Annotated in this window: 20 protein-coding genes; 12 read left to right on the top strand and 8 right to left on the bottom strand. The window is 68.9% G+C overall.

Going from position 1 to position 21,229, the window contains the following annotated elements:
• Positions 1–117 precede the first annotated feature (117 nt).
• From ACF8LI_RS15395 to ACF8LI_RS15415, 5 genes are all read left to right on the top strand, one after another.
• Positions 118–1,422, top strand: a complete 1,305-nt coding sequence (locus tag ACF8LI_RS15395) for a Glu/Leu/Phe/Val dehydrogenase (RefSeq protein ID WP_016450234.1) — start codon at positions 118–120, stop codon at positions 1,420–1,422.
• A gap of 324 nt (positions 1,423–1,746) precedes the next feature.
• Positions 1,747–2,715 carry a tripartite tricarboxylate transporter substrate binding protein gene (locus tag ACF8LI_RS15400; protein ID WP_012202149.1) on the top strand — a complete coding sequence of 323 codons (969 nt, stop codon included), beginning with the start codon at positions 1,747–1,749 and terminating at the stop codon, positions 2,713–2,715.
• A 38-nt stretch (positions 2,716–2,753) separates the two neighbouring features.
• A complete protein-coding gene (locus ACF8LI_RS15405; protein ID WP_392413231.1) occupies positions 2,754–4,334 on the top strand; it encodes a class I adenylate-forming enzyme family protein in 1,581 nt (526 codons plus the stop codon).
• Positions 4,335–4,354: 20 nt separating this feature from the next.
• Positions 4,355–5,344 (top strand): tripartite tricarboxylate transporter substrate binding protein, encoded by a 990-nt coding sequence (locus ACF8LI_RS15410; protein WP_392413399.1) that lies wholly within the window; start codon positions 4,355–4,357, stop codon positions 5,342–5,344.
• 194 nt (positions 5,345–5,538) lie between these two features.
• Positions 5,539–5,991, top strand: a complete 453-nt coding sequence (locus ACF8LI_RS15415; RefSeq protein WP_047218582.1) for a PaaI family thioesterase — start codon at positions 5,539–5,541, stop codon at positions 5,989–5,991.
• Positions 5,992–6,049: 58 nt separating this feature from the next.
• Here the strand turns inward: ACF8LI_RS15415 and ACF8LI_RS15420 are convergent, their stop codons facing one another.
• The 8 genes from ACF8LI_RS15420 to ACF8LI_RS15455 all read right to left on the bottom strand — a co-directional run bounded on the left by ACF8LI_RS15420 (position 6,050) and on the right by ACF8LI_RS15455 (position 14,879).
• Complete coding sequence (locus ACF8LI_RS15420; RefSeq protein ID WP_012202143.1) at positions 6,050–6,595, bottom strand: hypothetical protein; 546 nt, start codon at positions 6,593–6,595, stop codon at positions 6,050–6,052.
• Positions 6,596–6,733: 138 nt separating this feature from the next.
• Complete coding sequence (locus ACF8LI_RS15425) at positions 6,734–7,813, bottom strand: Bug family tripartite tricarboxylate transporter substrate binding protein (protein ID WP_392413233.1); 1,080 nt, start codon at positions 7,811–7,813, stop codon at positions 6,734–6,736.
• Positions 7,814–8,000: 187 nt separating this feature from the next.
• Positions 8,001–8,873, bottom strand: coding sequence for a CoA ester lyase (locus ACF8LI_RS15430; protein WP_012202141.1), 873 nt, complete (start codon positions 8,871–8,873; stop codon positions 8,001–8,003).
• A 23-nt stretch (positions 8,874–8,896) separates the two neighbouring features.
• Complete coding sequence (locus tag ACF8LI_RS15435; protein WP_154833075.1) at positions 8,897–9,904, bottom strand: tripartite tricarboxylate transporter substrate binding protein BugD; 1,008 nt, start codon at positions 9,902–9,904, stop codon at positions 8,897–8,899.
• A 103-nt stretch (positions 9,905–10,007) separates the two neighbouring features.
• Positions 10,008–11,372: an MmgE/PrpD family protein gene (locus ACF8LI_RS15440; RefSeq protein ID WP_016450240.1), complete on the bottom strand. Its 1,365-nt coding sequence runs from the start codon at positions 11,370–11,372 to the stop codon at positions 10,008–10,010.
• 39 nt (positions 11,373–11,411) lie between these two features.
• On the bottom strand, positions 11,412–12,626 hold the full coding sequence (locus ACF8LI_RS15445) for a CaiB/BaiF CoA transferase family protein (protein ID WP_392413236.1): 1,215 nt from the start codon (positions 12,624–12,626) through the stop codon (positions 11,412–11,414).
• A 150-nt stretch (positions 12,627–12,776) separates the two neighbouring features.
• On the bottom strand, positions 12,777–13,943 hold the full coding sequence (locus ACF8LI_RS15450; RefSeq protein WP_016450242.1) for an acyl-CoA dehydrogenase family protein: 1,167 nt from the start codon (positions 13,941–13,943) through the stop codon (positions 12,777–12,779).
• A 30-nt stretch (positions 13,944–13,973) separates the two neighbouring features.
• Positions 13,974–14,879 (bottom strand): MaoC family dehydratase N-terminal domain-containing protein, encoded by a 906-nt coding sequence (locus tag ACF8LI_RS15455; protein WP_133072641.1) that lies wholly within the window; start codon positions 14,877–14,879, stop codon positions 13,974–13,976.
• Between the two features lie 207 nt (positions 14,880–15,086).
• Between ACF8LI_RS15455 and ACF8LI_RS15460 the strand changes: the two genes are divergently transcribed.
• The 7 genes from ACF8LI_RS15460 (at position 15,087) to ACF8LI_RS15490 (ending at position 21,214) form a co-directional block, all read left to right on the top strand.
• Complete coding sequence (locus ACF8LI_RS15460) at positions 15,087–16,004, top strand: SDR family NAD(P)-dependent oxidoreductase (RefSeq protein ID WP_392413238.1); 918 nt, start codon at positions 15,087–15,089, stop codon at positions 16,002–16,004.
• Between the two features lie 169 nt (positions 16,005–16,173).
• Positions 16,174–17,067: a MaoC/PaaZ C-terminal domain-containing protein gene (locus ACF8LI_RS15465; RefSeq protein WP_392413240.1), complete on the top strand. Its 894-nt coding sequence runs from the start codon at positions 16,174–16,176 to the stop codon at positions 17,065–17,067.
• Positions 17,068–17,118: 51 nt separating this feature from the next.
• Positions 17,119–17,916, top strand: a complete 798-nt coding sequence (locus ACF8LI_RS15470; protein WP_016450246.1) for an enoyl-CoA hydratase/isomerase family protein — start codon at positions 17,119–17,121, stop codon at positions 17,914–17,916.
• Positions 17,913–19,214 carry an acetyl-CoA hydrolase/transferase family protein gene (locus ACF8LI_RS15475; protein WP_392413241.1) on the top strand — a complete coding sequence of 434 codons (1,302 nt, stop codon included), beginning with the start codon at positions 17,913–17,915 and terminating at the stop codon, positions 19,212–19,214. Before ACF8LI_RS15470 ends, ACF8LI_RS15475 begins: the two co-directional genes overlap by 4 nt.
• A gap of 35 nt (positions 19,215–19,249) precedes the next feature.
• The gene (locus ACF8LI_RS15480; RefSeq protein ID WP_013800084.1) at positions 19,250–20,458 is read left to right on the top strand and encodes an acetyl-CoA C-acetyltransferase; all 1,209 of its coding nucleotides are present in this window, start codon (positions 19,250–19,252) and stop codon (positions 20,456–20,458) included.
• A gap of 94 nt (positions 20,459–20,552) precedes the next feature.
• On the top strand, positions 20,553–20,843 hold the full coding sequence (locus ACF8LI_RS15485; protein ID WP_016452191.1) for a type II toxin-antitoxin system ParD family antitoxin: 291 nt from the start codon (positions 20,553–20,555) through the stop codon (positions 20,841–20,843).
• Complete coding sequence (locus ACF8LI_RS15490) at positions 20,843–21,214, top strand: type II toxin-antitoxin system RelE/ParE family toxin (RefSeq protein WP_392413243.1); 372 nt, start codon at positions 20,843–20,845, stop codon at positions 21,212–21,214. The genes ACF8LI_RS15485 and ACF8LI_RS15490 overlap by 1 nt, the downstream gene beginning before the upstream one ends.
• The last annotated feature ends 15 nt before the right edge of the window (positions 21,215–21,229 follow it).

Raw genomic sequence — 21,229 nt, forward strand, 5'->3', positions numbered from 1 at the left:
AAGGCGATCCCATGGTTATGCATTAAATGCATAAGGCTCTCGCGCATAAGGCGTTGGACAGCGCATAGCCCCGGGAATAAGCTCAAAACCCTCAGACAACTCTTGTGTGGAACCACCATGCAGCAACCCGCTTCGGCCGGCGTTACCAACCACGCCATCCCTTCCTACCTGCAGGCCGATCACCTCGGCCCCTGGGGCAATTACCTGCAGCAGGTCGATCGCGTCACCCCCTACCTGGGCCATCTCGCCCGCTGGGTCGAAACCCTCAAGCGCCCCAAGCGCATCCTGATCGTCGATGTGCCGATCGAGCTGGACAACGGCACCATCGCCCACTACGAAGGCTACCGCGTGCAGCACAACCTGAGCCGCGGCCCCGGCAAGGGGGGCGTGCGTTTCCACCAGGACGTGACCCTGTCCGAAGTCATGGCCCTGTCGGCCTGGATGTCGGTCAAGAACGCGGCCGTCAACGTGCCCTACGGCGGCGCCAAGGGCGGCATCCGTGTCGATCCCAAGACGCTGTCGCGCGGTGAGCTGGAGCGCCTGACGCGCCGCTACACCAGCGAGATCGGCCTGCTGATCGGCCCCTCCAAGGACATTCCAGCGCCTGACGTCAACACGAACGGCCAGATCATGTCCTGGATGATGGACACCTACTCCATGAACACCGGCGCCACCGCCACCGGCGTGGTCACGGGCAAGCCCGTGGACCTGGGCGGCTCGCTGGGCCGCGTCGAGGCCACCGGCCGCGGCGTGTTCACCGTGGGCGTGGAAGCGGCCAAGCTGACCGGCCTGTCGGTCCAGGGCGCGCGCATTGCCGTGCAGGGCTTCGGCAACGTGGGCGGCACGGCCGGCAAGCTGTTCGCCGACGCGGGCGCCAAGGTCGTGGCCGTGCAGGACCACACCGGCACCATCCGCAACGCCAACGGCCTGGATGTGACCGCCCTGCTGGCCCACGTGGCCGCCAAGGGCGGCGTGGGCGGCTTTGACGGCGCCGAGGCCATGGACGCTGCCGATTTCTGGGGCGTGGACTGCGACATCCTGATCCCCGCCGCACTGGAAGGCCAGATCACCAAGGACAACGCCGGCAAGATCAAGGCCAAGATGGTGATCGAGGGTGCCAACGGCCCCACCACCACCGAGGCCGACGACATCCTGACCGAAAAGGGCGTGCTGGTGCTGCCCGACGTGCTGGCCAATGCCGGCGGCGTGACGGTGAGCTACTTCGAATGGGTGCAGGACTTCTCCAGCTTCTTCTGGAGCGAGGACGAGATCAACGCCCGCCTGGTGCGCATCATGCAGGACGCCTTCGCGGCCATCTGGCAGGTGGCCCAGCAGCACGGCGTGACGCTGCGCACCGCCACCTTCATCGTGGCCTGCCAGCGCATCCTGCATGCCCGCGAAATGCGGGGACTGTATCCCTGATCACCCCCTGAGGTGCTGACGCGCCTTCCCCCTCTCTGCTTGCTTCGCAAGGGAGGGGGACGACACCCTCGCGGCGGGGCTGCCCTTGCTCGGTGTCCCTGACTTGGGCCGCGCCAGTTTTTGGCGCTGTGCACCACACGGTCAATGAAAGGCGCTTCGGCGCCTTTTTTCTTGGGCTCTTTTCTGGTGCTGGCAAGGGGTTAGCACCCGTTCCAGTAGGCCTAAGCGCGGGTTTCCGAATGGCGAAGCGGATCTCCAGTCAAACCCTGGTGCCCTGTGGCCCAGGGTTTTCTATCGTTGCGGGCAGTGAACTGGAGACTGCCCATGACCGTCCGCCGCAGCCTGCTGGCCCTGCTGGCCGCTTTGCCTTTTTTCTCCCTGGCTCCTGCCGCCGCGCTGGCGGCGGCCTGGCCTGAACGCCCCATCACCATCGTGGTGCCGGCCGCCGCTGGCGGCACCACGGACATTGCCGCGCGCGTGCTGGCCGAGAAGATGGGCAAGGACCTGGGCACGTCGGTGGTGGTGGAGAACAAGGGCGGGGGCGGCGGCAGCATCGGCACGGCCCAGGTGGCGCGCGCCAGGCCTGATGGCTACACGCTGCTCATGGGCAACATCGGCCCGGTGGCCATCAATTTCAGCCTGTACAAGCAGCTCAGCTACAAGGAAAGCGATCTGCGCGGCATCACCAATGTGATCTCCGTGCCCAACATCCTCGTGGTCCATGCCGATTCGCCCGTGCGCAGCGTGCGCGAGCTGGTGGAGCTGGCCAGGACCCGGCGCCTGAACGTGTCCACGTCGGGCGTGGGCCAGTCGCCGCACATGTCCTCGGAGATGTTCCGCCAGAAGGCCGGCATCGAGGTCACGCTCGTGCCCTTTCCCGGGGCCGCGCCTGCGGTCACGGCGCTGCTGGGCCAGCAGGTGGACTACATGATCGACAACCTGCCCAGCTCCATGCCGCACATCAGGAGCGGCAAGTTCCGCGCGCTGGCCATCACCAGCGCCACGCGCTCGGCCCAGTTGCCCGAGGTGCCCACCATGACCGAGGCCGGCGTGCCCATGCAGGTCACGGCCTGGTTCGGCCTGCTGGCCCCTGCCGGCACGCCCGATGCCGTGGTCGAGCGCATCCAGCAGTCGGCCCGGCGCGCCATGCAGACGGCCGAGGTGCGCCAGCGCTTTGCCGACCTGGGCGGCGTGCCCGGTGGCGAGACACCGGCCGAGTACGACGCCTTCATCGCCCAGGAACGCAAGAGCTGGGCCCAGATCGTCAAGGCCGCAGGCCTGTCGCTGGAATAGTGGTCCCTCCCGTCCCTCCCGTCCCTCCCGCCCCTCCCATGCAAGAAGACATCGCCGCCCTGCTGCGCCAGCCCTTTGGCTCGCTGCCCGAACTCGTCGCGCTGCAGGCCAGCCAGCGCCCCCGCCACACCGCCCTGGCCATGGACGGCCGCAGCCTCGACTACGCCGCGCTGCGCCTGGGCATGGACCGCGTGGCCCTGCGCCTGCAACGCCAGGGCCTGGGCCCCGGCGACGTAGTGGCCATCTGCGCGGGCAGCTCGCCCGAGTACGTGCTGGCCTTCCTGGGTGCGTTGCGCGCGGGCGTGGCCGTGGCGCCGCTGGCCCCGTCGGCCACGGCCGGCCACCTGAGCGCCATGCTGGACAACTGCGGCGCCCGGCTGGTGCTGCGCGACGCGGACACCGCCGCGCAATGGCCGCTGCAGGCCGGACAGGATCTGCAATGCGTGGCCCTGGACGGCGCTGTCGAAGCCGGCATGCCGTGGCAGCAATGGCTGGCTGCGGACGAAGCGGACCATGGCACCGCACCCACGCCCATCCACCCCCAGCCCGACTGGCCCTTCAACGTCATCTACTCCTCGGGCACCACGGGCGTGCCCAAGGGCATCGTCCAGTCCTGGGCCATGCGCTGGGCCCATGTGCAGCGCGCCATCCACAACGGCTACGGGCCCGATGCCGTCTCGCTGTGCGCCACGCCGCTGTACTCCAACACCACCCTGGTCGCGGCCCTGCCCACCCTGGGGCTGGGCGGCACCCTGGTGCTGATGCGCAAGTTCGACGCGGCGCACTACCTGGAACTGGCCGAGCGCCACCGTGCCACCCACACCATGCTCGTGCCCGTGCAGTACCAGCGGCTGATGCAGTGCCCGGGGTTCGACAGCGCCGACCTGAGCCGCCTGCAGCACAAGTTCTGCACCAGCGCACCGTTCCATCCCGCGCTCAAGGCCGAGGTGCTGCGCCGCTGGCCCGGACGGCTCATCGAGTACTACGGCATGACCGAAGGCGGCGTGCGCTGCGAGCTGCACTGCCATGACTTCCCCGACAAGCTGCACACCGTGGGCAGGCCGGGACCGGGCGCCGACATCCGCTTCATCGATGAGCAGGGCCGCGAACTGCCGCCCGGCGAGCAGGGCGAGATCGTGGGCCGCTCGGCCGGGATGATGAGCGGCTACCACCGCCTGCCCGACAAGACGCAGGAGGCCGAATGGTTCGATGCCCAGGGCCTGCGCTTCATCCGCAGCGGCGACGTGGGCCGTCTGGACGAGGACGGCTTCATCGTGCTGGGCGACCGCAAGAAGGACATGATCATCACGGGTGGCTTCAACGTCTACCCGAGCGACATCGAGTCCGTGCTGCTGCAGCACCCGCAGGTGGCCGAATGCGCGGTGATCGGCGTGCCCTCCGATGCTTGGGGCGAGACCCCCGTGGCCTACGCCGTGGCGCGCCCCGATGCCACACCCTCGGCCGCCGAGCTGCGCGAATGGCTCAACGCCCGCGTGGGCAAGACCCAGCGCGTGGCCGAGCTGCGGCTGGCCGCCAGCCTGCCGCGCAGCGAGATCGGCAAAGTGCTCAAGCGCGCGCTGCGCGAGCAGTACCAGGCCGGCGCCCTGTCCTCTTCATGAAACGGAGTCCCCCCATGCCCATGCCCATGCACCCACTCCCGCGCCGCCGCCTGCTGTCCTGCCTGGCCCTGGCGACCTGCGCCCTGCTGGCCCCGGCCGCCCATGCTGCCGAGGCCTGGCCTGCCAAGCCCATACAGCTGGTCATTCCCTATCCACCCGGCGGCAGTGCCGACCTGCTGGGCCGCCCTCTGGCCGTGCAACTGCAGCAGCAGCTGGGCCAGCCCGTGGTGCTGGAATACAAGCCCGGCGCGGGCGGCACGCTGGCCTCGCAATACGTGGCGCGCGCCAGGCCCGATGGCTACACCGTGCTCATGGTGCTGGCCGCCCATGCCATCAACGACAGCCTCTATCCCAAGCTGCCCTACGACACCCGCCGCGACTTCGCGCCCGTGTCTTTGGTGGCCAACCTGCCCATGGTGGTTGCGGCCAGCAGCAAGCTGCCGGCCAGGAACATCCAGGAACTCATCCAGGCCGCCAAGGCCAACCCCGGCAAGCTCACCTTCGGCTCGGCGGGCAACGGCAACACGGGGCATCTGGCGGCCGAGTACTTCGGCTCCATGGCAGGCGTGCGCATGACCCATGTGCCCTACAAGGGCAGCGCGGGCGTGGTCAACGCCATGCTGGCTGGCGACATCGACCTGACCTTCGACAGCATCTCCACCTCCATGCCCCATATCCGCAGCGGGCGCATGCACGCGCTGGCCGTCACCAGCCCGCAGCGCTCGGCGCTGGCGCCCGAGGTGGCCACCATCCAGGAGCAGGGCATCGCAGGCTTCGACGTGACCGGCTGGTACGCCGTCATCGCGCCGGCCGGCACGCCCGCCGAAGCCACCCAGCGCCTGAGCCGCGAGATCGCCTCCGCCCTGCGCCAGCCCGCGCTGCAGGCCCAGCTGGCCGCCGGCGGCTACGAGCCCGTGGGCTCCACGCCCGAGGCGCTGCAGGCGCATATCGACAAGGAAATCACGCGCTGGGCCACTGTCGTCAAATCGACAGGTGCACGGGTGGATTGAAAGTCACCCCCTGAGCGGCTGCGCCGCTTCCCCCGTGTGCACGGCGCCCTCTCTCGCTTCGCGGGAGGGGGGCATCCGGGCAACCGGCGGCACCCTCGGTGCGGGGCGGCGCGGCCGGCGTAGGCCCTTCCTCGGTGCCCCGGAGTCGGTACACGCCAGTCTCGAGCGCCGCGCCCAATGCGATGATCATGTCCATGAATACACCCATCAAAGAACACCCGGCCAACCCCTTCGAAGGCGAGGCGCCCGGCATCCTCTTCGGCCTGCCCATGCCCATGGCCCGCGCCATGAAGCTCAGCGGTGAACGCATCGGCGATGACCGCGCCCAGATCCGCATGGGCTTTCAACCGGACCAGGCCAACAGCCGCGGCGACGTGCACGGCGGCGCCATCGCCTCGCTGCTGGACTGCGCCCTGGCCTCGGCCTGCCGCTCGCACGACCCCACGGCCTTCGGCGTGGCCACCATCGATCTCACGCTGCACTACGTCTCGGCCGGCAGCGGCGATCTCATCGCCACCGCCCACTGCGAGCGGCGCGGCCGCTCCATCAGCTTCGCGCGCGGCGAAGTGCGTTCCGAGGACGGCACCCTGGTGGCCCTGGCCACCGGCACCTTCAAGCTGATGGCGCGTGGCGGGGCTCAGGCCTGAGCGCAGGGCACGCGCGGCGCCGGATGGCGCCGGACGGCACTTGCGTGCCGCCGCGTCGTCAGAGCCGCTTTTCCTTGGCCTCGATCAGCTTTTGCATCAGTTCGCAGACCTGCCTGGCCTGCTCCTGGGTGATGTCGATGTTCTCGATCACTGAGCGCTTGAACTGGATGCCGTTGACTGCGCCGCTGTTCTCGATGAAGCCCAGCGTCAGGGTGCGGTTCAGGAAGTAGATGACGGCCGCGATGCCCCAGCCGATCAGCATGACCACCAGGCCTGCAAAGAAGCTCTGGGCCATCATCGACCCGCCCATGAACAGCGACAGGGCACCGATGCCCAGCGCCGTCTTCCAGGGCTTGTGATAGCCGTAGTAGGTGGAGCAGATGCCCTGCAGCGGGATCAGGCGCGACTGGGTGCCCGACAGCGAGGCGCTGCTGAACTCCAGGCGCTCGCTGCCCACGCGGATGGTGGTGGTGGGATCGATGTTGACCTTGGACAGGATCCAGGCGACCAGGCCGCCTTCGCGGCCTGTGATGGCAATGTGGTTGCCCTTGTCGTCTATGGGTTGCTCGCTGGCCTTCCAGGCCTTGATGACCAATGCACTCACGGTAATACCCTCTCTTGAATGTTTGAGAAACCACGGGCTGTCCCGCCATGGCATTGCACCACCGGGGCCGCCTGAGGAGGGGCGATTACAGCACAGGGCATGAGTGCAGCCTTGGGCAACCAGGGCCGCTGTGCGCCATCAACCGGGTTGCACCCCCGCCGACTGCAGCAGCCGCCCCCAGACCGGAGCCTCCTGCGCCCAGGCCTTGCCGAAGCGCTGAGGGCTGTCGTCATCGACAGGGACGAAACCGGCCGCGATGATGCGGGCCGTGCCTTCGCGGCTGGCCACGGCGCGGTTGGAGATCTCGCCCCATTGCCGCGTGAGGTCGGCCGGCAGGCCCCTGGGGCCGGCGATGGCCAGCCAGCCGGACAGTTCCATGGCCTCGTGGCGGTAGCCGGCCTCGGCAAAGGTGGGCACCTCGGGCAGCAGGGGCACGCGGCGCGTGCCGGTGACGGCCAGGGCGCGCAGCTTGCCTGCATCGATGTGGGGCTTGAGCGTGAGCAGGCTGCCCATGCCGATGGGGATGCGCCCGCCCAGCATGTCCTGCACCATCAGCGCCTCGCCCCGGTAGGCGGCATGCGCCATGCCGGCACCGGCCATGTCGCTGAGCACGGCGCAGGCCAGGTGGCCGTGCGAGCCTATGCCGTAGGAGCCATACGAGAGCTTGCCCACGTTGGCCTGGGCCCAGGCCATGAATTCGCGCAGGTTGTTGGCGGGCACGTCGGCCGTGACCACCAGGGCGATGGGCGCCATGCACACGCGCGACAGGGGCGTGAGGTCGGTCAGCGGGTCGTAGGCGGTCTTCTTGTAGAGGTATTTGTTGGTGAGCATGGTGGAGGTGGTGCCCAGCAGCAGGGTGAGCCCGTCCGGCGCGGAGCGGACCACCATTTCGCCGCCGATCAGTCCGGCCGCGCCGGGCTTGTTGTCCACCACCACGGTCTGGCCCAGCTGCTGGGCCATGCGCTCGCCCAGGATGCGCGCAATCACGTCGGTGGCGCCGCCTGCCGCAAAGGGCACGACGATGCGCACGGGCCGCGTGGCAAAGCCGGCCTGCGCCAGCACGCTGGCGGGCCCTGCCGCCACGGCGCCGGCCGCCAGGGCCAGCGCCTGGCGCCGATTCAATCGGTTATCCAGTCGGTCATCCATTCGGTCTTCAAGTCGGTCATTCAATTGGCCGTTGAATCCGCTGTTCGATGTCGTCCCCGAGATCACTGCCATCACACGCTCCTTTGCCTGGGTGCCTCCATGGGTGGAGATACCGGATCAAGAAACCGACGTCTCGAAATCAATCGAGTTGGTCAAGCGTATTCGAGGCAGATGGATTCACCATCAGGGAAATCATTGGACTGTTTGCACCAGAATCAGAAAACTCTGATTGCAAATCGGCCTTTCAGTCTCATTTTCATCAAGATCGTGCTGCAGATCTCTGTTGCGCCCAGGCATGGCGCAGCAGCACCTGTTCGGCCTGCTTGAGCACGGGCGCATCGACCATGCGGCCGTCCAGCACGCAGACGCCGCCTCCGGCCTCGGCCAGGGCCTGGCGCAGGCGCTGCGCGTGGGCCACGGCCGCTGCATCGGGGTCGAAGACGGCGTGCAGGGGCTGGACCTGGGCCGGGTGGATGCACAGCTTGCCGCCAAAGCCCATGCGCCGCGCGCGTGCCGCGTCCTGGGCCAGCCGCTCGGGGTTGCGCGTGTCCACCGTCACGCCGTCCACGGCCGCGCCGATGCCGGCGCGGCGCGAGGCCAGGACCAGGGCCATGCGCATGGGCAGTAGCTCTTCCTCGCCCTGCTCGCAGGCCATGCCCGCATCGACCTGGAAGTCCAGGTGGCCGAAGGCCAGGCGCACCACCTGGGGCGCGGCAGCCAGGGCGTCGGCCGCATCCAGGCCGGCCACGCTTTCGATGAGGGGCAGCACGGCCGCCCGTGCGCCCGCAGCCTGGGCCACCGCATGCAGGGTCTGGGCGCGCTCGGCCTTGGAGACCATGGCGCCGGCCACGCCCTGCTCCACCAGCTGCGCCAGCGCGCGCAGGTCATCCGCATGCCAGGGCGTGCCTTCGGCGTTGATGCGCACCAGCAGGCGGGCACGGGCCGGGCCTTCCAGCGCACCCACGGCCTGGGCCAGCGCCTGGCGGGCGCCGTCCTTGTCGGCCGGGGCCACGGCATCCTCCCAGTCGGCGATGACCATGTCGGCGCCGCTGTCCAGGGCCTTGCCCAGGCGCTCGGGCCGCGTGGCGGGGACGAAGAGAAAGGAAGTGGCCTGTCGCGCCAGATCGTGCATGCGGATGTCCTTGGGAGAGCGGTTTATTCGGCCGAGACGCCTGCGGCCTTGATGACCTTGTCCCAGCGCGCCACCTCGGCCTGCAGGTGGGTGCGCAGGCCTTCCGGCGTGGCCTTGTCGGGCGTGACCAGGTCGGAGCTGAGTTCGGCGATGCGCTTTTTGACGTTCTCGTCCTTGATGGCCACGTTCAGCGCCTTGTTGATGGCCATGACCACCTCCTTGGGCGTGCCCTTGGGCGCGTACATGCCGTGCCAGACCTTGACGTCGAAGCCCTTGAGGCCCTGCTCGTCCAGCGTGGGGATGTCGGGCAGCGAGGACAGGCGCTTGGGCGTGGTCACGCCGAAGACCTTGGCGCGCTGGCCGTCCTTGATCACGGGCACGGTCTGCGTGGTCTGGTCGCACAGCAGGTCCACCTGGCCGCCCATGAGGTCGTTCATGGCCGGGCCTGCGCCCTTGTAGGGCACGGTGGTGAGCTTGACGCCCGCCTGGTGCATGAACAGCATGCCGCACAGCTGGGAGACGGCGCCGATGCCGGCATTGGCCAGCGAGACCTTGTCCTGGTTCTTCTTCACGTAGTCCAGCAGCTCGGCGAAGTTGTTGGCCGGGAAGTCCTTGCGCGACAGCAGGGTCATGGGCACGTCCAGCACCTGGCCGATGTACTCGAAGTCCTTGAGCGGGTCATAGGGCAGCTTCTTGTACAGCGCAGGCGCCGTGGCCATGCCCATGTGGTGGATGAGGATGGTGTAGCCGTCGGCCTTGGCCTTGGCCACGCGGTTGGGCGCAATGGTGCCGCCCGCTCCCACGGTGTTCTCGACCAGCACGCTCTGGCCCAGCACCTGGCCCATGGGCACGGCCAGCAGGCGCGCCACCACATCGGTGGGGCCGCCAGCGCTGTAGGGCACGACGAGGACGACGGGCTTGTCGGGCCAGGCCGCGGCCAGGGCGCCGGTGGTCGTCCCGCCGGCGGCAAGGGCGCAGGCGGCGGCCGCTGCGTAAACGAGGCGGCGGCGGAAAGAAGTGGTGCGTTGCATGGTTTGTCTCCTGTGCACTTGGGTGGAAGCGGGAGGCGCTCTGTGGTGGCGCCTTTCCCATCGATTCGCCGGCCGGGGCCGGCGCGAAAACTCAGTCAAGAACTCAGTCAAGCAGGCGCTGCACGCGCGGCCAGTGCGCGATCTGCCACAGCCGCGCTACGGCGGCCTGGGCGGGGTCGTCCTGCAGGGCACCGCCATAGGCGATCAGTCGCAGCGCCTTGGCCGTGATCTCCTCGCGCGACAGCGTGTTGCCCGGATCGCCCTTGGGCTCCTCGACACGGCCATGCAGCGTGCGGCCATCGGTGGTGAGCACGGTGACCTTGCCGATCCAGCGCTGCGGGTAGGCGGCATCGACCTCGGGGTCCAGCACCATGCCCACCTTCTCGCGCAGGGCCACCGTGGTGGCGGCCAGGTATTCGTTGTCGAACTCGTCCAGGCCCGCATGGCCGTGGCGTGCGGCCAGCGCCAGCACCGTGCCCATGGAGAACTTGCTCTGGTGCACGCTGGCCGGATCGACCACGGGGCCCAGCACGTCGATGGCGCCCTGGTGCACGTGGCAGGTGACCTGCGCCAGGTCGGCGGGGGCCAGGCCGTGGTCCTGCATGACCTGCAGCAGCGCGTCGGCGGCCGGGTGCGTGTGGCGGCAGGAGGCATGCCATTTGAACGAGGTCTCGGCCGTGGCCCAGCGCGTGCCCAGGCCGTCCGTGAGGCGCGTGGGATCTGCATCCGTGGACATGCCTGCCGCCAGGCCCTGCGGTCCCGTGAAGATGTCCTGCGCGCCCGTGAATCCGTCCTTGGCCAGGTAGGCCGACATCAGGCCCGCCGCGGCCGCATGGGCCGTGTGCAGCTGCTTGCTGTCGGCCGCGGTGCGCAGGAATTCCCACAGCCCTGCCGACTGCGTGCCGGCCGAGCCGAAGGCATGCTGCATCTGCGCGGGCGTGAGGCCCAGCAGCCGGCCCACGGCAGCGGCTGCAGCCAGGGTGCCGGCCGTGGCCGTGGTGTGGAAGATGCGGTAGTGGCTGCGGCCCAGGAACTCGCCCACGCGGATGCCGACCTCATAGCCGGCCACGCAGGCGGCCATGAGCTCGGCGCCGCTGGCACCGATGCTCTGCGCCACCGCCAGCGCGGGCGGGAAGACCACGGCGGCGGGGTGGAAGACCGAGCCGTTGTGCACATCGTCCTGCTCGGCCACATGCGAGGCCGCGGCATTGGCCAGGGCCGCCATCATGGGCGAGGTGGTGTCGGCACTGCCCAGGATCTCGCTAGGCCCCTGCGCCGGTCCCTGGGACAGCGCAAAGCGCGTGATGCTCTGCACGGGGCGCGCGCCCTGGCCTGCCAGCACGGAGCCGAACCAGTCCACCCAGAGGTCTTCGGCGCGCTGCTGCACGGCGGCGGGAACGTCGTCCCAGCGCAGCGTGGCGGCGAACTGGGCCAGCGGATGGATGCTCACTTGCGGATCATGTTTCATGAGGGGGTCTCCGGCGCATTCTGCGCATGCGCCCAGGTTTCAGGGAGTGGGTTTTCCAGACTGCGGGCACAAAGCCTGGATGCGCTCTGCGCTCCAGCCCAGCTCGGCCAGGATGGCGGCGCTGTGCTCGCCCACGGCGGGCACGGCCTCCATGCGGTAGTCGAAGGCGCTGTTGGCGCCGGGCGGCAGCAGGGCCTGCACCGGACCGGCCGGCGTGTCCACGCTGCACCAGCGCTGGCGTGCGGCCAGCTGGGGATGGGCCCACAGGCCGGCCATGTCGTTGACGCGCGCATTGGCGATGCCGGCCGCATCCAGCCGCTGCACCACCTGTGCGGCATCGAGCGCGTTGAACACGCCCAGGATCAGCGCACGCAGCTCCTCGCGGTTGGCGTTGCGGCGCGCATTGCTGTCAAAGCGCGCATCCGTGGCCAGCGCGGGCTGCAGCAGCACCTGTTCGCAAAAGAGCTTCCACTCGCGTTCGTTTTGCAGGCCCAGCATCACCGTGCCACCGTCACCCACGTCCTTGCCGGCCTCGAAAGGCCCATAGGGATAGATGCTGGCGTGCGAGGCGCCGGTGCGCGGCGGCGGCGGCGCGCCGTCGAAGGCGTAGTACATGGGATAACCCATCCACTCGCCCAGCGCCTCCAGCATGGACACATCGATGTGGCTGCCCTCGCCCGTGCGCCCGCGCAGCAGCAGGGCCGACAGGATGTTGGTGTACGCATACATGCCGGCCGCGATGTCGGCCACCGAGATGCCGGCCTTGGACGGCACCTCGGGCGTGCCCGTGACCGAGAGAAAGCCCGCCTCGCTCTGGATCAGCAGGTCGTAGGCCTTCTTGTCGCGGTAGGGGCCGTCTGCGCCGTAGCCGCTGATGTCGCAGACGATGAGGCGCGGAAAGCGCTCGCGCAGCGCCGCATAGGACAGGCCCTTGCGCGCGGCCGCGCCGGGCGCCAGGTTCTGCACCAGCACGTCGGCACCCTCCAGCAGCTGCAGCAGCGCCTGCATGGCCTCGTCCTGCTTGAGGTCCAGCGCCAGGCTCTGCTTGCTGCGGTTGATCCAGGTGAAGTGCGAGGACTGGCCCTGCACGCGCTGGTCATAGCCGCGCGCAAAGTCGCCGCTGCCCGGCCGCTCGACCTTGATCACGCGCGCGCCCAGGTCGGCCAGCTGGCGCGTGCAAAACGGTGCGGCCACCGCATGTTCCAGCGAGACGACGGTGGTGCCGTCAAGCGGCCGAAGACTTTGCTTTTTCATCTTGGAAATCCATTGCACATTGGCGAAACCCACGACCCGACCAACTGGCGCGCTCCAAGCCAGGGACAGCAAGCAAGGGCCGCCCCCGCAGCGAGGCTGTCGTCCCCCTTCCAGGGGGAAGGCGCGAAGCGACTCAGGGGGTTTTCCATTTCAGAAAGAACGCGGCAGACCAAGGATGTGCTCGGCCACGTAGGAATAGATCAGGTTCGTGGAGATCGGCGCCACTTGGTACAGGCGCGTCTCGCGGAACTTGCGCTCCACGTCGTATTCGCAGGCAAAGCCGAAGCCGCCGTGGAACTGGATGCAGGCGTTGGCCGCCTCCCAGCTGGCCTTGGCCGCCAGGTACTTGGCCATGTTGGCCTGGGCGCCCATGGCCTGGTTGGCGTCGAACATCTCGCAGGCCTTCCAGCGCATGAGGTTGGCGGCCTCGACCTCGATGAAGGCATCGGCAATCGGGAACTGCACGCCCTGGTTCTGGCCGATGGGGCGGCCGAACACGTTGCGGTCGCGCACATAGTTGGTCACGCGGTCCAGGAACCAGTAGCCGTCGCCTATGCATTCGGCCGCAATCAGCGTGCGCTCGGCATTGAGACCGTCCAGGATGTACTTGAAGCCCTTGCCTTCCTCGCCGATCAGGTTCTCCTCGGGGATTTCCAGGTTCTCGAAGAACAGCTCGTTGGTCTCGTGGTTGACCATGTTGGGGATGGGGCGCACGGTCAGGCCGCTCTTCTGGGCCTCGGCCAGGTCCACCATGAAGATGGACATGCCCTCGCTCTTTTTCTTCACCTCGGCCAGCGGCGTGGTACGCGCCAGCAGGATCATCCAGTCGCTGTGCTGCACGCGGCTGATCCAGACCTTCTGGCCGTTGACCACGTAGCGGCCATCCTTCTTGACGGCGCTGGTCTTGATCTTGGTGGTGTCCGTGCCCGTGGTGGGCTCGGTCACGCCCATGGACTGCAGGCGCCATTCGCCCGAGGCGATGCGCGGCAGGTATTTCTCCTTTTGCGCCTGCGAGCCGTGGCGCAGCAGCGTGCCCATGTTGTACATCTGGCCATGGCAGGCGCCGGAGTTGCCGCCGCAGCGGTTGATCTCTTCCATGATCACGCTGGCCTCGGTCAGGCCCAGGCCAGAGCCGCCGTACTCCTGCGGGATCAGCGCGGCCAGCCAGCCGGCCTTGGTCAGCGCGTCCACGAAGGTCTCGGGATAGGCGCGCTGCTCGTCGATCTTGCGGAAATACTCGTCAGGGAACTCGGCGCACAGCGCACGGATGGCGTCGCGGATTTCGGGGAAATTGTTGGAAAGCGTTTGTTCGATCATGGTGGTCTCAAGGCTCGGTGTTCAGGGGTCTCAGGCCAGGGTGGCTTTTCCGGTCATGGTCAGCCAGCCTTCGTGGTCCTGGGCCCAGAGTTCGACGGTCTTGCCGTCCGCAGAAGGCTTGCCGTGCACGCTGAAGGCATGCAGGTCGAAGGTGGGGCGCACGGCCTTGAACTCGAAGGACAGCACGCGCGCCTGGGGCAGCTCGCGGCGCAGCAGGTCCAGCAGCAGCGTGGCGATCAGCGGGCCGTGCACGATCAGGCCCGGATAGCCTTCGACACCCGTCACATAGCGGCGGTCGTAGTGGATGCGGTGGCCGTTGAAGGTCAGGGCCGAGTAGCGGAACAGCAGCACGTCGTCGGGAACGATGGTGCGCGACCAGGTTTGCTGGCCGTCCAGCGGCGGCTTCTGGGGCGTGGGCGCGGGATCGCCGGGCTGGGCAGCGGCGCGGTAGACGATGTCGTGCTCCTCGGTCAGCGCCAGGCCCTGGTCGTTGCTGTAGGCATGCTCGACCAGCACGAACAGCAGCTCGCCCGAGCGGCCGCTCTTGTGGCTGACCGAGCCGATGGTGGAGCGGCGCTGCACCTTCTGGCCCACCTGCAGCGCGTTGCCTGCCTCCCAGCGCAGGCGCCCGCCGGCCCACATGCGGCGCGGCAGCGGCACGGGCGGCAGAAAGCCGCCACGGCGCGGGTGGCCGTCGGGGCCGAGCTCGCTTTGGCGTGCATGGGGCAGGAAGTACATCCAGTGCCACAGCGGCGGCAGCGCCGTGCCGTCGGCGGGCTCAGGGTCTTCCCGGTCCAGCGTGGCCGACAGCGCGGCCACGGGCGCGGCCGTGATGCTGTCTGCCAGGGTTTCGCTGCGGCCCTGCCAGGACTGAAGATGCGCCAGCGCGGCGGCGTCGAGGGTGTCGGTAGCTTGCTTGTCTGTCATGGCCGCCATGGTCGGTGCAAGCGCGGCGGCCCGCAATCCGCGTTTTCTTAAGCAAGCCTTTGGCCGCGCTGAAGGCTGGGCCGGCGCGGCCTGTCCGCCGCTGCTTTCATTCCCGCGAAGTCCGCCCTTGTGATTGGCGAATGGCGCGGCCCGGCGTTTGCCGGCATCCTTGGTCCCGACTTCTTTCCAACGAACACTGAACGGGGACGACAGGCCATGGCGCAGAAAATGATGCAGGACAGGGTAGTGGTGGTGACGGGTGCCGGCGGCGGCATCGGGCGCGACATGGCGCTGGCCATGGCGGCCGAGGGCGCCAAGGTGGTGGTCAACGACATAGGCACCTCCACCACGGGCGAGGGCACGGACGCCGGCCCGGCGCAGAAGGTGGTCGATGAGATCAAGGCCGCAGGCGGCCAGGCCGTGGCCAACACCGACAGCGTGGCCGAGGCCGCCAGCGCGGGCCGCATCGTGCAGTGCGCCGTGGACAGCTTCGGCCGCATCGACGGCGTGGTCAACAACGCCGGCATCCTGCGCGACCGGTTCTTCCACAAGATGAGCCTGGACGAGTGGGATGCCGTCATCAAGGTCCACCTGTACGGCAGCTACTACATGAGCCGCGCGGCCGCCAACCATTTCAAGGAGCAGGAAAGCGGCGCCTTCGTGCACATGACCTCGACCTCGGGCCTGATCGGCAACCTGGGCCAGGCCAACTACAGCGCGGCCAAGCTGGGGCTGACGGCCCTGTCCAAGTCCATCGCACTGGACATGCAGAAGTTCAACGTGCGCTCCAACTGCATCGCGCCGTTCGCCTGGAGCCGCATGATCGGCTCCATCCCCACCGACACGCCCGAGCAGCAGGCGCGCGTGGCCAAGATCCAGCAGATGACGCCCAACAAGATCGCCCCGCTGGCCGTCTACCTGCTGTCCGACGCGGCCAGCGACGTGAACGCCCAGGTCTTCGCCGTGCGCAACAACGAGATCTTCGTCATGAGCCAGCCGCGCCCGCTGCGCTCGGTGCACCGCAGCGAAGGCTGGTCGCCCCAGTTCATTGCCGAGCACGGCATGCCGGCGCTCAAGGCGTCGTTCGTGCCGCTGGACCGGTCCGCCGACGTGTTCAGCTGGGATCCTGTTTGAACGACACCCCCTGAGGCGCTACGCGCCTTCCCCCTCTCTACTCGCTTCGCGAGGGAGGGGGACGACACCCTCGGTGCGGGGCTGCCCTTCCTCGGTGTCCCTGAGTCGGGCCGCGCCAGTTGCGAGGGTTGAAGCGCGCCAGCGCAATCAAACACTGAGAGGAACCGTGATGGCCATCAGCTATCAGCACCTGAAACAGCGCCCCTTCGAGCCCGTGCGCCAGCACTATGGCGAACGCGACACCATGCTCTATGCATTGAGCCTGGGCCTGGGCAGCGATCCGCTGTCGGATGCGGCCCTGCCCTTTTTCTACGAAGGGGCGCCGGGCGGGCTGCGCGCCCTGCCCTCGCAGGCCGTGGTGCTGGGCTACCCGGGCTTCTGGGCGCGCGAGGCCGATACGGGCATCGACTGGGTGAAGCTGCTGCATGGCGAGCAGCGCATGCGGCTGCACCGCCCGCTGCCGGCCAGCGCCGACGTGGTGGGCCACAACCGCATCACGCACCTGACGGACAAGGGCGAAGGCAAGGGCGCCATCATAGTCACCGAGCGGCGCCTGGAGACCGCCGGCGGCGAGCTGCTGGCCACCGTGCAGCAGGTCAGCTTTCTGCGCGGCGATGGCGGCTACAGCCTGCTGGACGGCGGCCAGCCCAGCGACGCGCCCCTGGCGCCGCTGCGCCCCACGCCGGAGGACCGCGCGCCCGACTTCACCGACACCCAGGCCATACGCCCCGAGGCCGCGCTGCTGTACCGCCTGATGGGCGACTACAACCCGCTGCATGCCGACCCGGCCGTGGCGCGCAAGGCCGGCTTCGAGCGGCCCATCCTGCATGGCCTGGCCAGCTACGGCCTGGTGGCCCATGCCGTGCTGCGCCAATGCGGCGACCGCAATCCCGCGCGCCTGAAGGCGCTGGATGTGCGCTTCACCGCGCCCGTCTATCCCGGGGAGACCCTGGTCACCGAGATCTGGCGCACGCCCGACCAGCCCTGCCAGCAGCAACTGCGCGCCCGCGTGCTGGAGCGCGACAAGATCGTGCTCAGCCACGGCTACGCCGAACTCGCCTGATGCACGGCGGCCTCGCAAGAGGCCGCTCCTTCCCCCTGCCCTGGAGTTCCCATGAACACCTCCCCCGTATTGACCTCCGTCCAGGACGGCATAGGCACGATCACGCTGAACCGGCCCGAGGCCCGCAACGCGCTCAACCAGGCCATGCGCCCGGCCCTGGCCGCCGCCGTGGCGCAGATGCGCGATGACGCGCAGGTGCACACCGTCATCCTCACGGGCGCGGGCGGCGCCTTCTGCTCGGGCGGCGATATCAGCCAGATGATGGATGCCAGCCAGGCCGGCCTGCCCTGGCGCCAGCGCATGCGCAGCCTGCACCAGTGGTTCCCCGAGCTGGTCAACCTCGAAAAACCCGTGATCGCCGCCGTGGACGGCCCGGCCTTCGGCGCGGGCCTGAGCCTGGCGCTGGCCGCCGACTTCGTGCTGTGCACGCGGCGCGCGAAGTTCTGCGCCGTGTTCGGCCGCATCGGCCTGGTGCCCGACCTGGGCGCCATGCACATGCTGCCGCGCATCGTGGGCCTGCAAAAGGCCAAGGAGCTGGTCTTCACCGCGCGCACCGTGCAGGCCGAGGAAGCCAGGTCGCTGGGCATGGTCTACGAGATCGTGGAAGACGGCGAGGCCCTGCAGGCCGCCGCCTTGGCACTGGCGCGGCGCTTCGGCGAGGCATCCACAGCCGCCATCGGCATGGCCAAGACGGCCATGAACCAGGCCTTCGAGCTGGACGCACGCGCCATGGCCGAGCTGGAAGCCTATGCCCAGACGATGTGCCGTGGCTCGGACTACCACCAGGAGGCGGTGCAGCGCTTCAAGGACAAGCAGCCCACGCGCTTCGACTGGGACCGCGCGCCATGAGCGTGCTGTCGCCGGACGCCCTGCAAGAAAGGCTGCAGGCCCTGATCCGCCCCGGCGACACCCTGTGGTGGGGCCAGGCCACGGCCGAGCCGCTGACGCTCACGCGCGCCGTGGTCGCGCAGCGCCATGCACTGGCCCGGCACGGTGGCCAGGGCCGGCTGCGCGTCTTCGTGGGCATGGGCGCATCGGACACGCTGCAACCGGCGCATGCCGACGCCATCGACTTCTTCGGCTACGCGGCCGGCGGCCCCCACCGCGCGCTGGCCCAGGCCGGCGTGCTGGACATCCTGCCCAGCCACTACTCCCACCTGCCCGGCCTGATCGACGAGGGCCTGCTGCCTGCCGACGTGGTGCTGCTCCAGGTCTCGCCACCCGATGCACAGGGCCGCTACAGCCTGGGCCTGGTCCATGAATACCTGCCGGCCGCCATACGCAAGGCGCGCGTGCTGATCGGCGAGGTCAACCCCGCCATTCCGTGGACGCACGGCAGCCTGCACCTGCAGGCCGGCGACTTCGCCCTGCTGGTCGATGCCGAACACCCTCCGCTGGACCAGGCGCGCAGCGCACCCGGCCCTGCCGAGCAGGCCATTGCCGGCCATGTGGCCGCCCTCATCGAAGACGGTGCCACGCTGCAGGTGGGCGTGGGCAACCTGCCCGAGGCCGTGCTCGCCGCCCTGCACGGCCACCGCGACCTGGGCCTGCACAGCGGCGCCGTGGGCGACGGCATTGCAGCCCTGGCCGAAGCCGGCGTGCTGACCCACGCGCGCAAGAGCCAGGACCGCGGCGTGGGCATCGGCGGCCTCCTCATGGGCGGCGAATCGCTCAGGCGCTGGGCCCACCGCAACCCCGCCCTGCAACTGCGCGAGACGCGCTACACGCACGACCCCGAGGTGCTGGCCGCCAGCCACCGGCTGGCTGCCATCAATTCGGCGGTGGAGGTGGACCTCACGGGCCAGATCAACTCCGAGGTGGCAGGCGGCGTCTACGTGGGCGCCGTGGGGGGCGCCGTGGACTTTCTGCGCGGCGCGGCACGCAGCCGCGGGGGCCTGCCCATCATCGCCCTGCCCGCCACGGCCAGGGGGGCCACGCGCATCGTTGCGCGGCTGTCCGGCCCCGTCAGCACGCCGCGCAGCGACGCCGGCCTCATCGTCACCGAACACGGCGTGGCCGACCTGCGCGGCCAGACGCTGTCGCGCCGCGTGAAACGGCTGATCGACATCGCGGCGCCGGAGCACCGCGCCGACCTGGAACAACAGGCACATACCCTGCTGCGCCAATGCGGCGCAGCCTTTTCCTGATCCACTGATCCACTGATTCCCAAGGAGACAACACCATGCGCAGAGCCGCCATCGTCACCCCCCTTCGCACGCCCGTGGGCACCTTCGGCGGCAGCCTGCGGCCGGTATCGGTCGAGGAGCTGGCCGCCACCACGGTGCGCGCCGTGGTCGAGAAAAGCGGCATCGACCCCGCACGCATCGACGACGTGGTCTTCGCCCAGTCCTACGCCAGCAGCGAGACGCCCTGCGTGGGCCGCTGGGCCGCGCTGCAGGCCGGCCTGCCGGTGACGGTGCCGGGCATGCAGCTGGACCGGCGCTGCGGCGGCGGCCTGCAGGCCGTGGCCACGGCGGCCATGATGGTGCAAAGCGGCGCCGCCGACGTGGTGATCGCAGGCGGCGTGGAGAGCATGAGCAACATCGAGTACTACAGCACCGACATGCGCTGGGGTGCGCGCTCGGGCAATGTGCGCTTCTACGACCGGCTGGACCGCGGCCGCGAGCGCTCCCAGCCCGTGGAGCGCTTCGGCAAGATCTCGGGAATGATCGAGACCGCCGAGAACCTGGCGCGCGACTACGGCATCAGCCGCGAGGCAGCCGACGCCTATGCCGTGCGCAGCCACCAGCGCGCCGCCGCCGCCTGGGAGGCGGGCCGCTTCGCCGACGAGATCGTCCCCGTCAAGGTGCCCCAGCGCAAGGGCGACCCCGTGCTGTTCACGCGCGACGAAGGCTTTCGCGCCGACGCCACCACCGACAGCATGGGCAAGCTGCGCGTGCTCATGCCCAATGGAACGGTCACGGCCGGCAACGCCAGCCAGCAGAACGACGCCAGCGCCGCCTGCCTGATCGTGGCCGAGGACAGGCTGGCCGAACTGGGCCTCACCCCCATGGCCACCCTGGTGGGCTGGGCCGCCGCAGGCTGCGAGCCCTCGCACATGGGCATAGGCCCCGTGCCCGCCGTCAAGAAACTGCTGGCGCGCCTGAACCTCACGCTGGACCAGATGGACCTGGTCGAACTCAACGAAGCCTTTGCCTGCCAGGTGCTGTCCGTGCTCAAGGGCTGGGAGTGGAACGACCAGGGCGCCATAGACCACAAGCTCAACGTCAACGGCTCCGGCATCTCCCTGGGCCACCCCATAGGCGCCACCGGCGTGCGCATCCTGGCCACCCTGCTGCACGAGCTGGAGCGCCGCAAGGGCCGCTATGGGCTGGAGACCATGTGCATAGGCGGCGGCCAGGGGATTGCGGCGGTGTTCGAGCGGGTGTGAGGTCGGGGGAGTATCCGCTGGATGCTCCCAAGGATTGGCATACTATGCCAATCCTTCTAGACTGAAGCCCTATTCACCGCAGGAGCAGACGACCATGCCGACACGCAATGTGGTGCTCAGCGACCACCAGCACGAACTTGTCGAAGAACTGGTGCAGTCAGGCCGCTATCAGAACGCCAGCGAGGTGCTGCGTGAAGGCCTTCGCCTGGTCGAGCAGCGAGAGTCCCTCGAAGCTGCCAAGCTCAAGGCCCTTCAGGAGGCGGCGCGGCAAGGCTGGACCGATATCGCCGCTGGCCGCTACATCGATCTGTCGGACAACCAACTCGACAGCTTCATCGCAAGCCTGGGACAGGAAGCTTCCAGCCGCACCCAGACGAAGGCCTGATGGCGCAATACCGCCTTTCCACGGCAGCGCAAGCAGACCTTGTCGACATCCTCTCTTGGTCTCAACAGCGCTTTGGCGTGCCAGCCCGCATGCGCTATCAAGCCCTGATTGCGACTGCATTGCGCGATCTTGCTGCCCAGCCCTGCCGAGCGGGCAGCATGGAGCGGCCCGAGTTGGGAGACGGCGTGCGCTCATGGCATTTGCGTCTGAGCCGTGACCGGGCACGCACAGCCACCGGCGTCGTGCGCCACCCCAGGCATTTCCTGATCTACCGAATGCATGGCGAACAACTGGTCATCGGCCGCGTGCTGCACGATGCCATGGAGCTGGAGCGGCACTTGGCCTCCGACTCGCCATGGGACGAGGGTTGAAGCCGGTCACGCTCC

The organism is Delftia sp. WSY_12, from assembly GCF_043104645.1.
In the GTDB taxonomy this organism is placed as follows: domain Bacteria; phylum Pseudomonadota; class Gammaproteobacteria; order Burkholderiales; family Burkholderiaceae_C; genus Comamonas; species Comamonas tsuruhatensis.

Coding starts and splice junctions, on each gene's coding strand:
- ACF8LI_RS15395 (WP_016450234.1), top strand. CDS start 118: ATGCAGCAACCCGCTTCGGCCGGCGTTACCAACCACGCCATCCCTTCC.
- ACF8LI_RS15400 (WP_012202149.1), top strand. CDS start 1,747: ATGACCGTCCGCCGCAGCCTGCTGGCCCTGCTGGCCGCTTTGCCTTTT.
- ACF8LI_RS15405 (WP_392413231.1), top strand. CDS start 2,754: ATGCAAGAAGACATCGCCGCCCTGCTGCGCCAGCCCTTTGGCTCGCTG.
- ACF8LI_RS15410 (WP_392413399.1), top strand. CDS start 4,355: ATGCCCATGCACCCACTCCCGCGCCGCCGCCTGCTGTCCTGCCTGGCC.
- ACF8LI_RS15415 (WP_047218582.1), top strand. CDS start 5,539: ATGAATACACCCATCAAAGAACACCCGGCCAACCCCTTCGAAGGCGAG.
- ACF8LI_RS15425 (WP_392413233.1), bottom strand. CDS start 7,813: ATGGCAGTGATCTCGGGGACGACATCGAACAGCGGATTCAACGGCCAA.
- ACF8LI_RS15430 (WP_012202141.1), bottom strand. CDS start 8,873: ATGCACGATCTGGCGCGACAGGCCACTTCCTTTCTCTTCGTCCCCGCC.
- ACF8LI_RS15435 (WP_154833075.1), bottom strand. CDS start 9,904: ATGCAACGCACCACTTCTTTCCGCCGCCGCCTCGTTTACGCAGCGGCC.
- ACF8LI_RS15440 (WP_016450240.1), bottom strand. CDS start 11,372: ATGAAACATGATCCGCAAGTGAGCATCCATCCGCTGGCCCAGTTCGCC.
- ACF8LI_RS15445 (WP_392413236.1), bottom strand. CDS start 12,626: ATGAAAAAGCAAAGTCTTCGGCCGCTTGACGGCACCACCGTCGTCTCG.
- ACF8LI_RS15450 (WP_016450242.1), bottom strand. CDS start 13,943: ATGATCGAACAAACGCTTTCCAACAATTTCCCCGAAATCCGCGACGCC.
- ACF8LI_RS15455 (WP_133072641.1), bottom strand. CDS start 14,879: ATGGCGGCCATGACAGACAAGCAAGCTACCGACACCCTCGACGCCGCC.
- ACF8LI_RS15460 (WP_392413238.1), top strand. CDS start 15,087: ATGGCGCAGAAAATGATGCAGGACAGGGTAGTGGTGGTGACGGGTGCC.
- ACF8LI_RS15465 (WP_392413240.1), top strand. CDS start 16,174: ATGGCCATCAGCTATCAGCACCTGAAACAGCGCCCCTTCGAGCCCGTG.
- ACF8LI_RS15470 (WP_016450246.1), top strand. CDS start 17,119: ATGAACACCTCCCCCGTATTGACCTCCGTCCAGGACGGCATAGGCACG.
- ACF8LI_RS15475 (WP_392413241.1), top strand. CDS start 17,913: ATGAGCGTGCTGTCGCCGGACGCCCTGCAAGAAAGGCTGCAGGCCCTG.
- ACF8LI_RS15480 (WP_013800084.1), top strand. CDS start 19,250: ATGCGCAGAGCCGCCATCGTCACCCCCCTTCGCACGCCCGTGGGCACC.
- ACF8LI_RS15485 (WP_016452191.1), top strand. CDS start 20,553: ATGCCGACACGCAATGTGGTGCTCAGCGACCACCAGCACGAACTTGTC.
- ACF8LI_RS15490 (WP_392413243.1), top strand. CDS start 20,843: ATGGCGCAATACCGCCTTTCCACGGCAGCGCAAGCAGACCTTGTCGAC.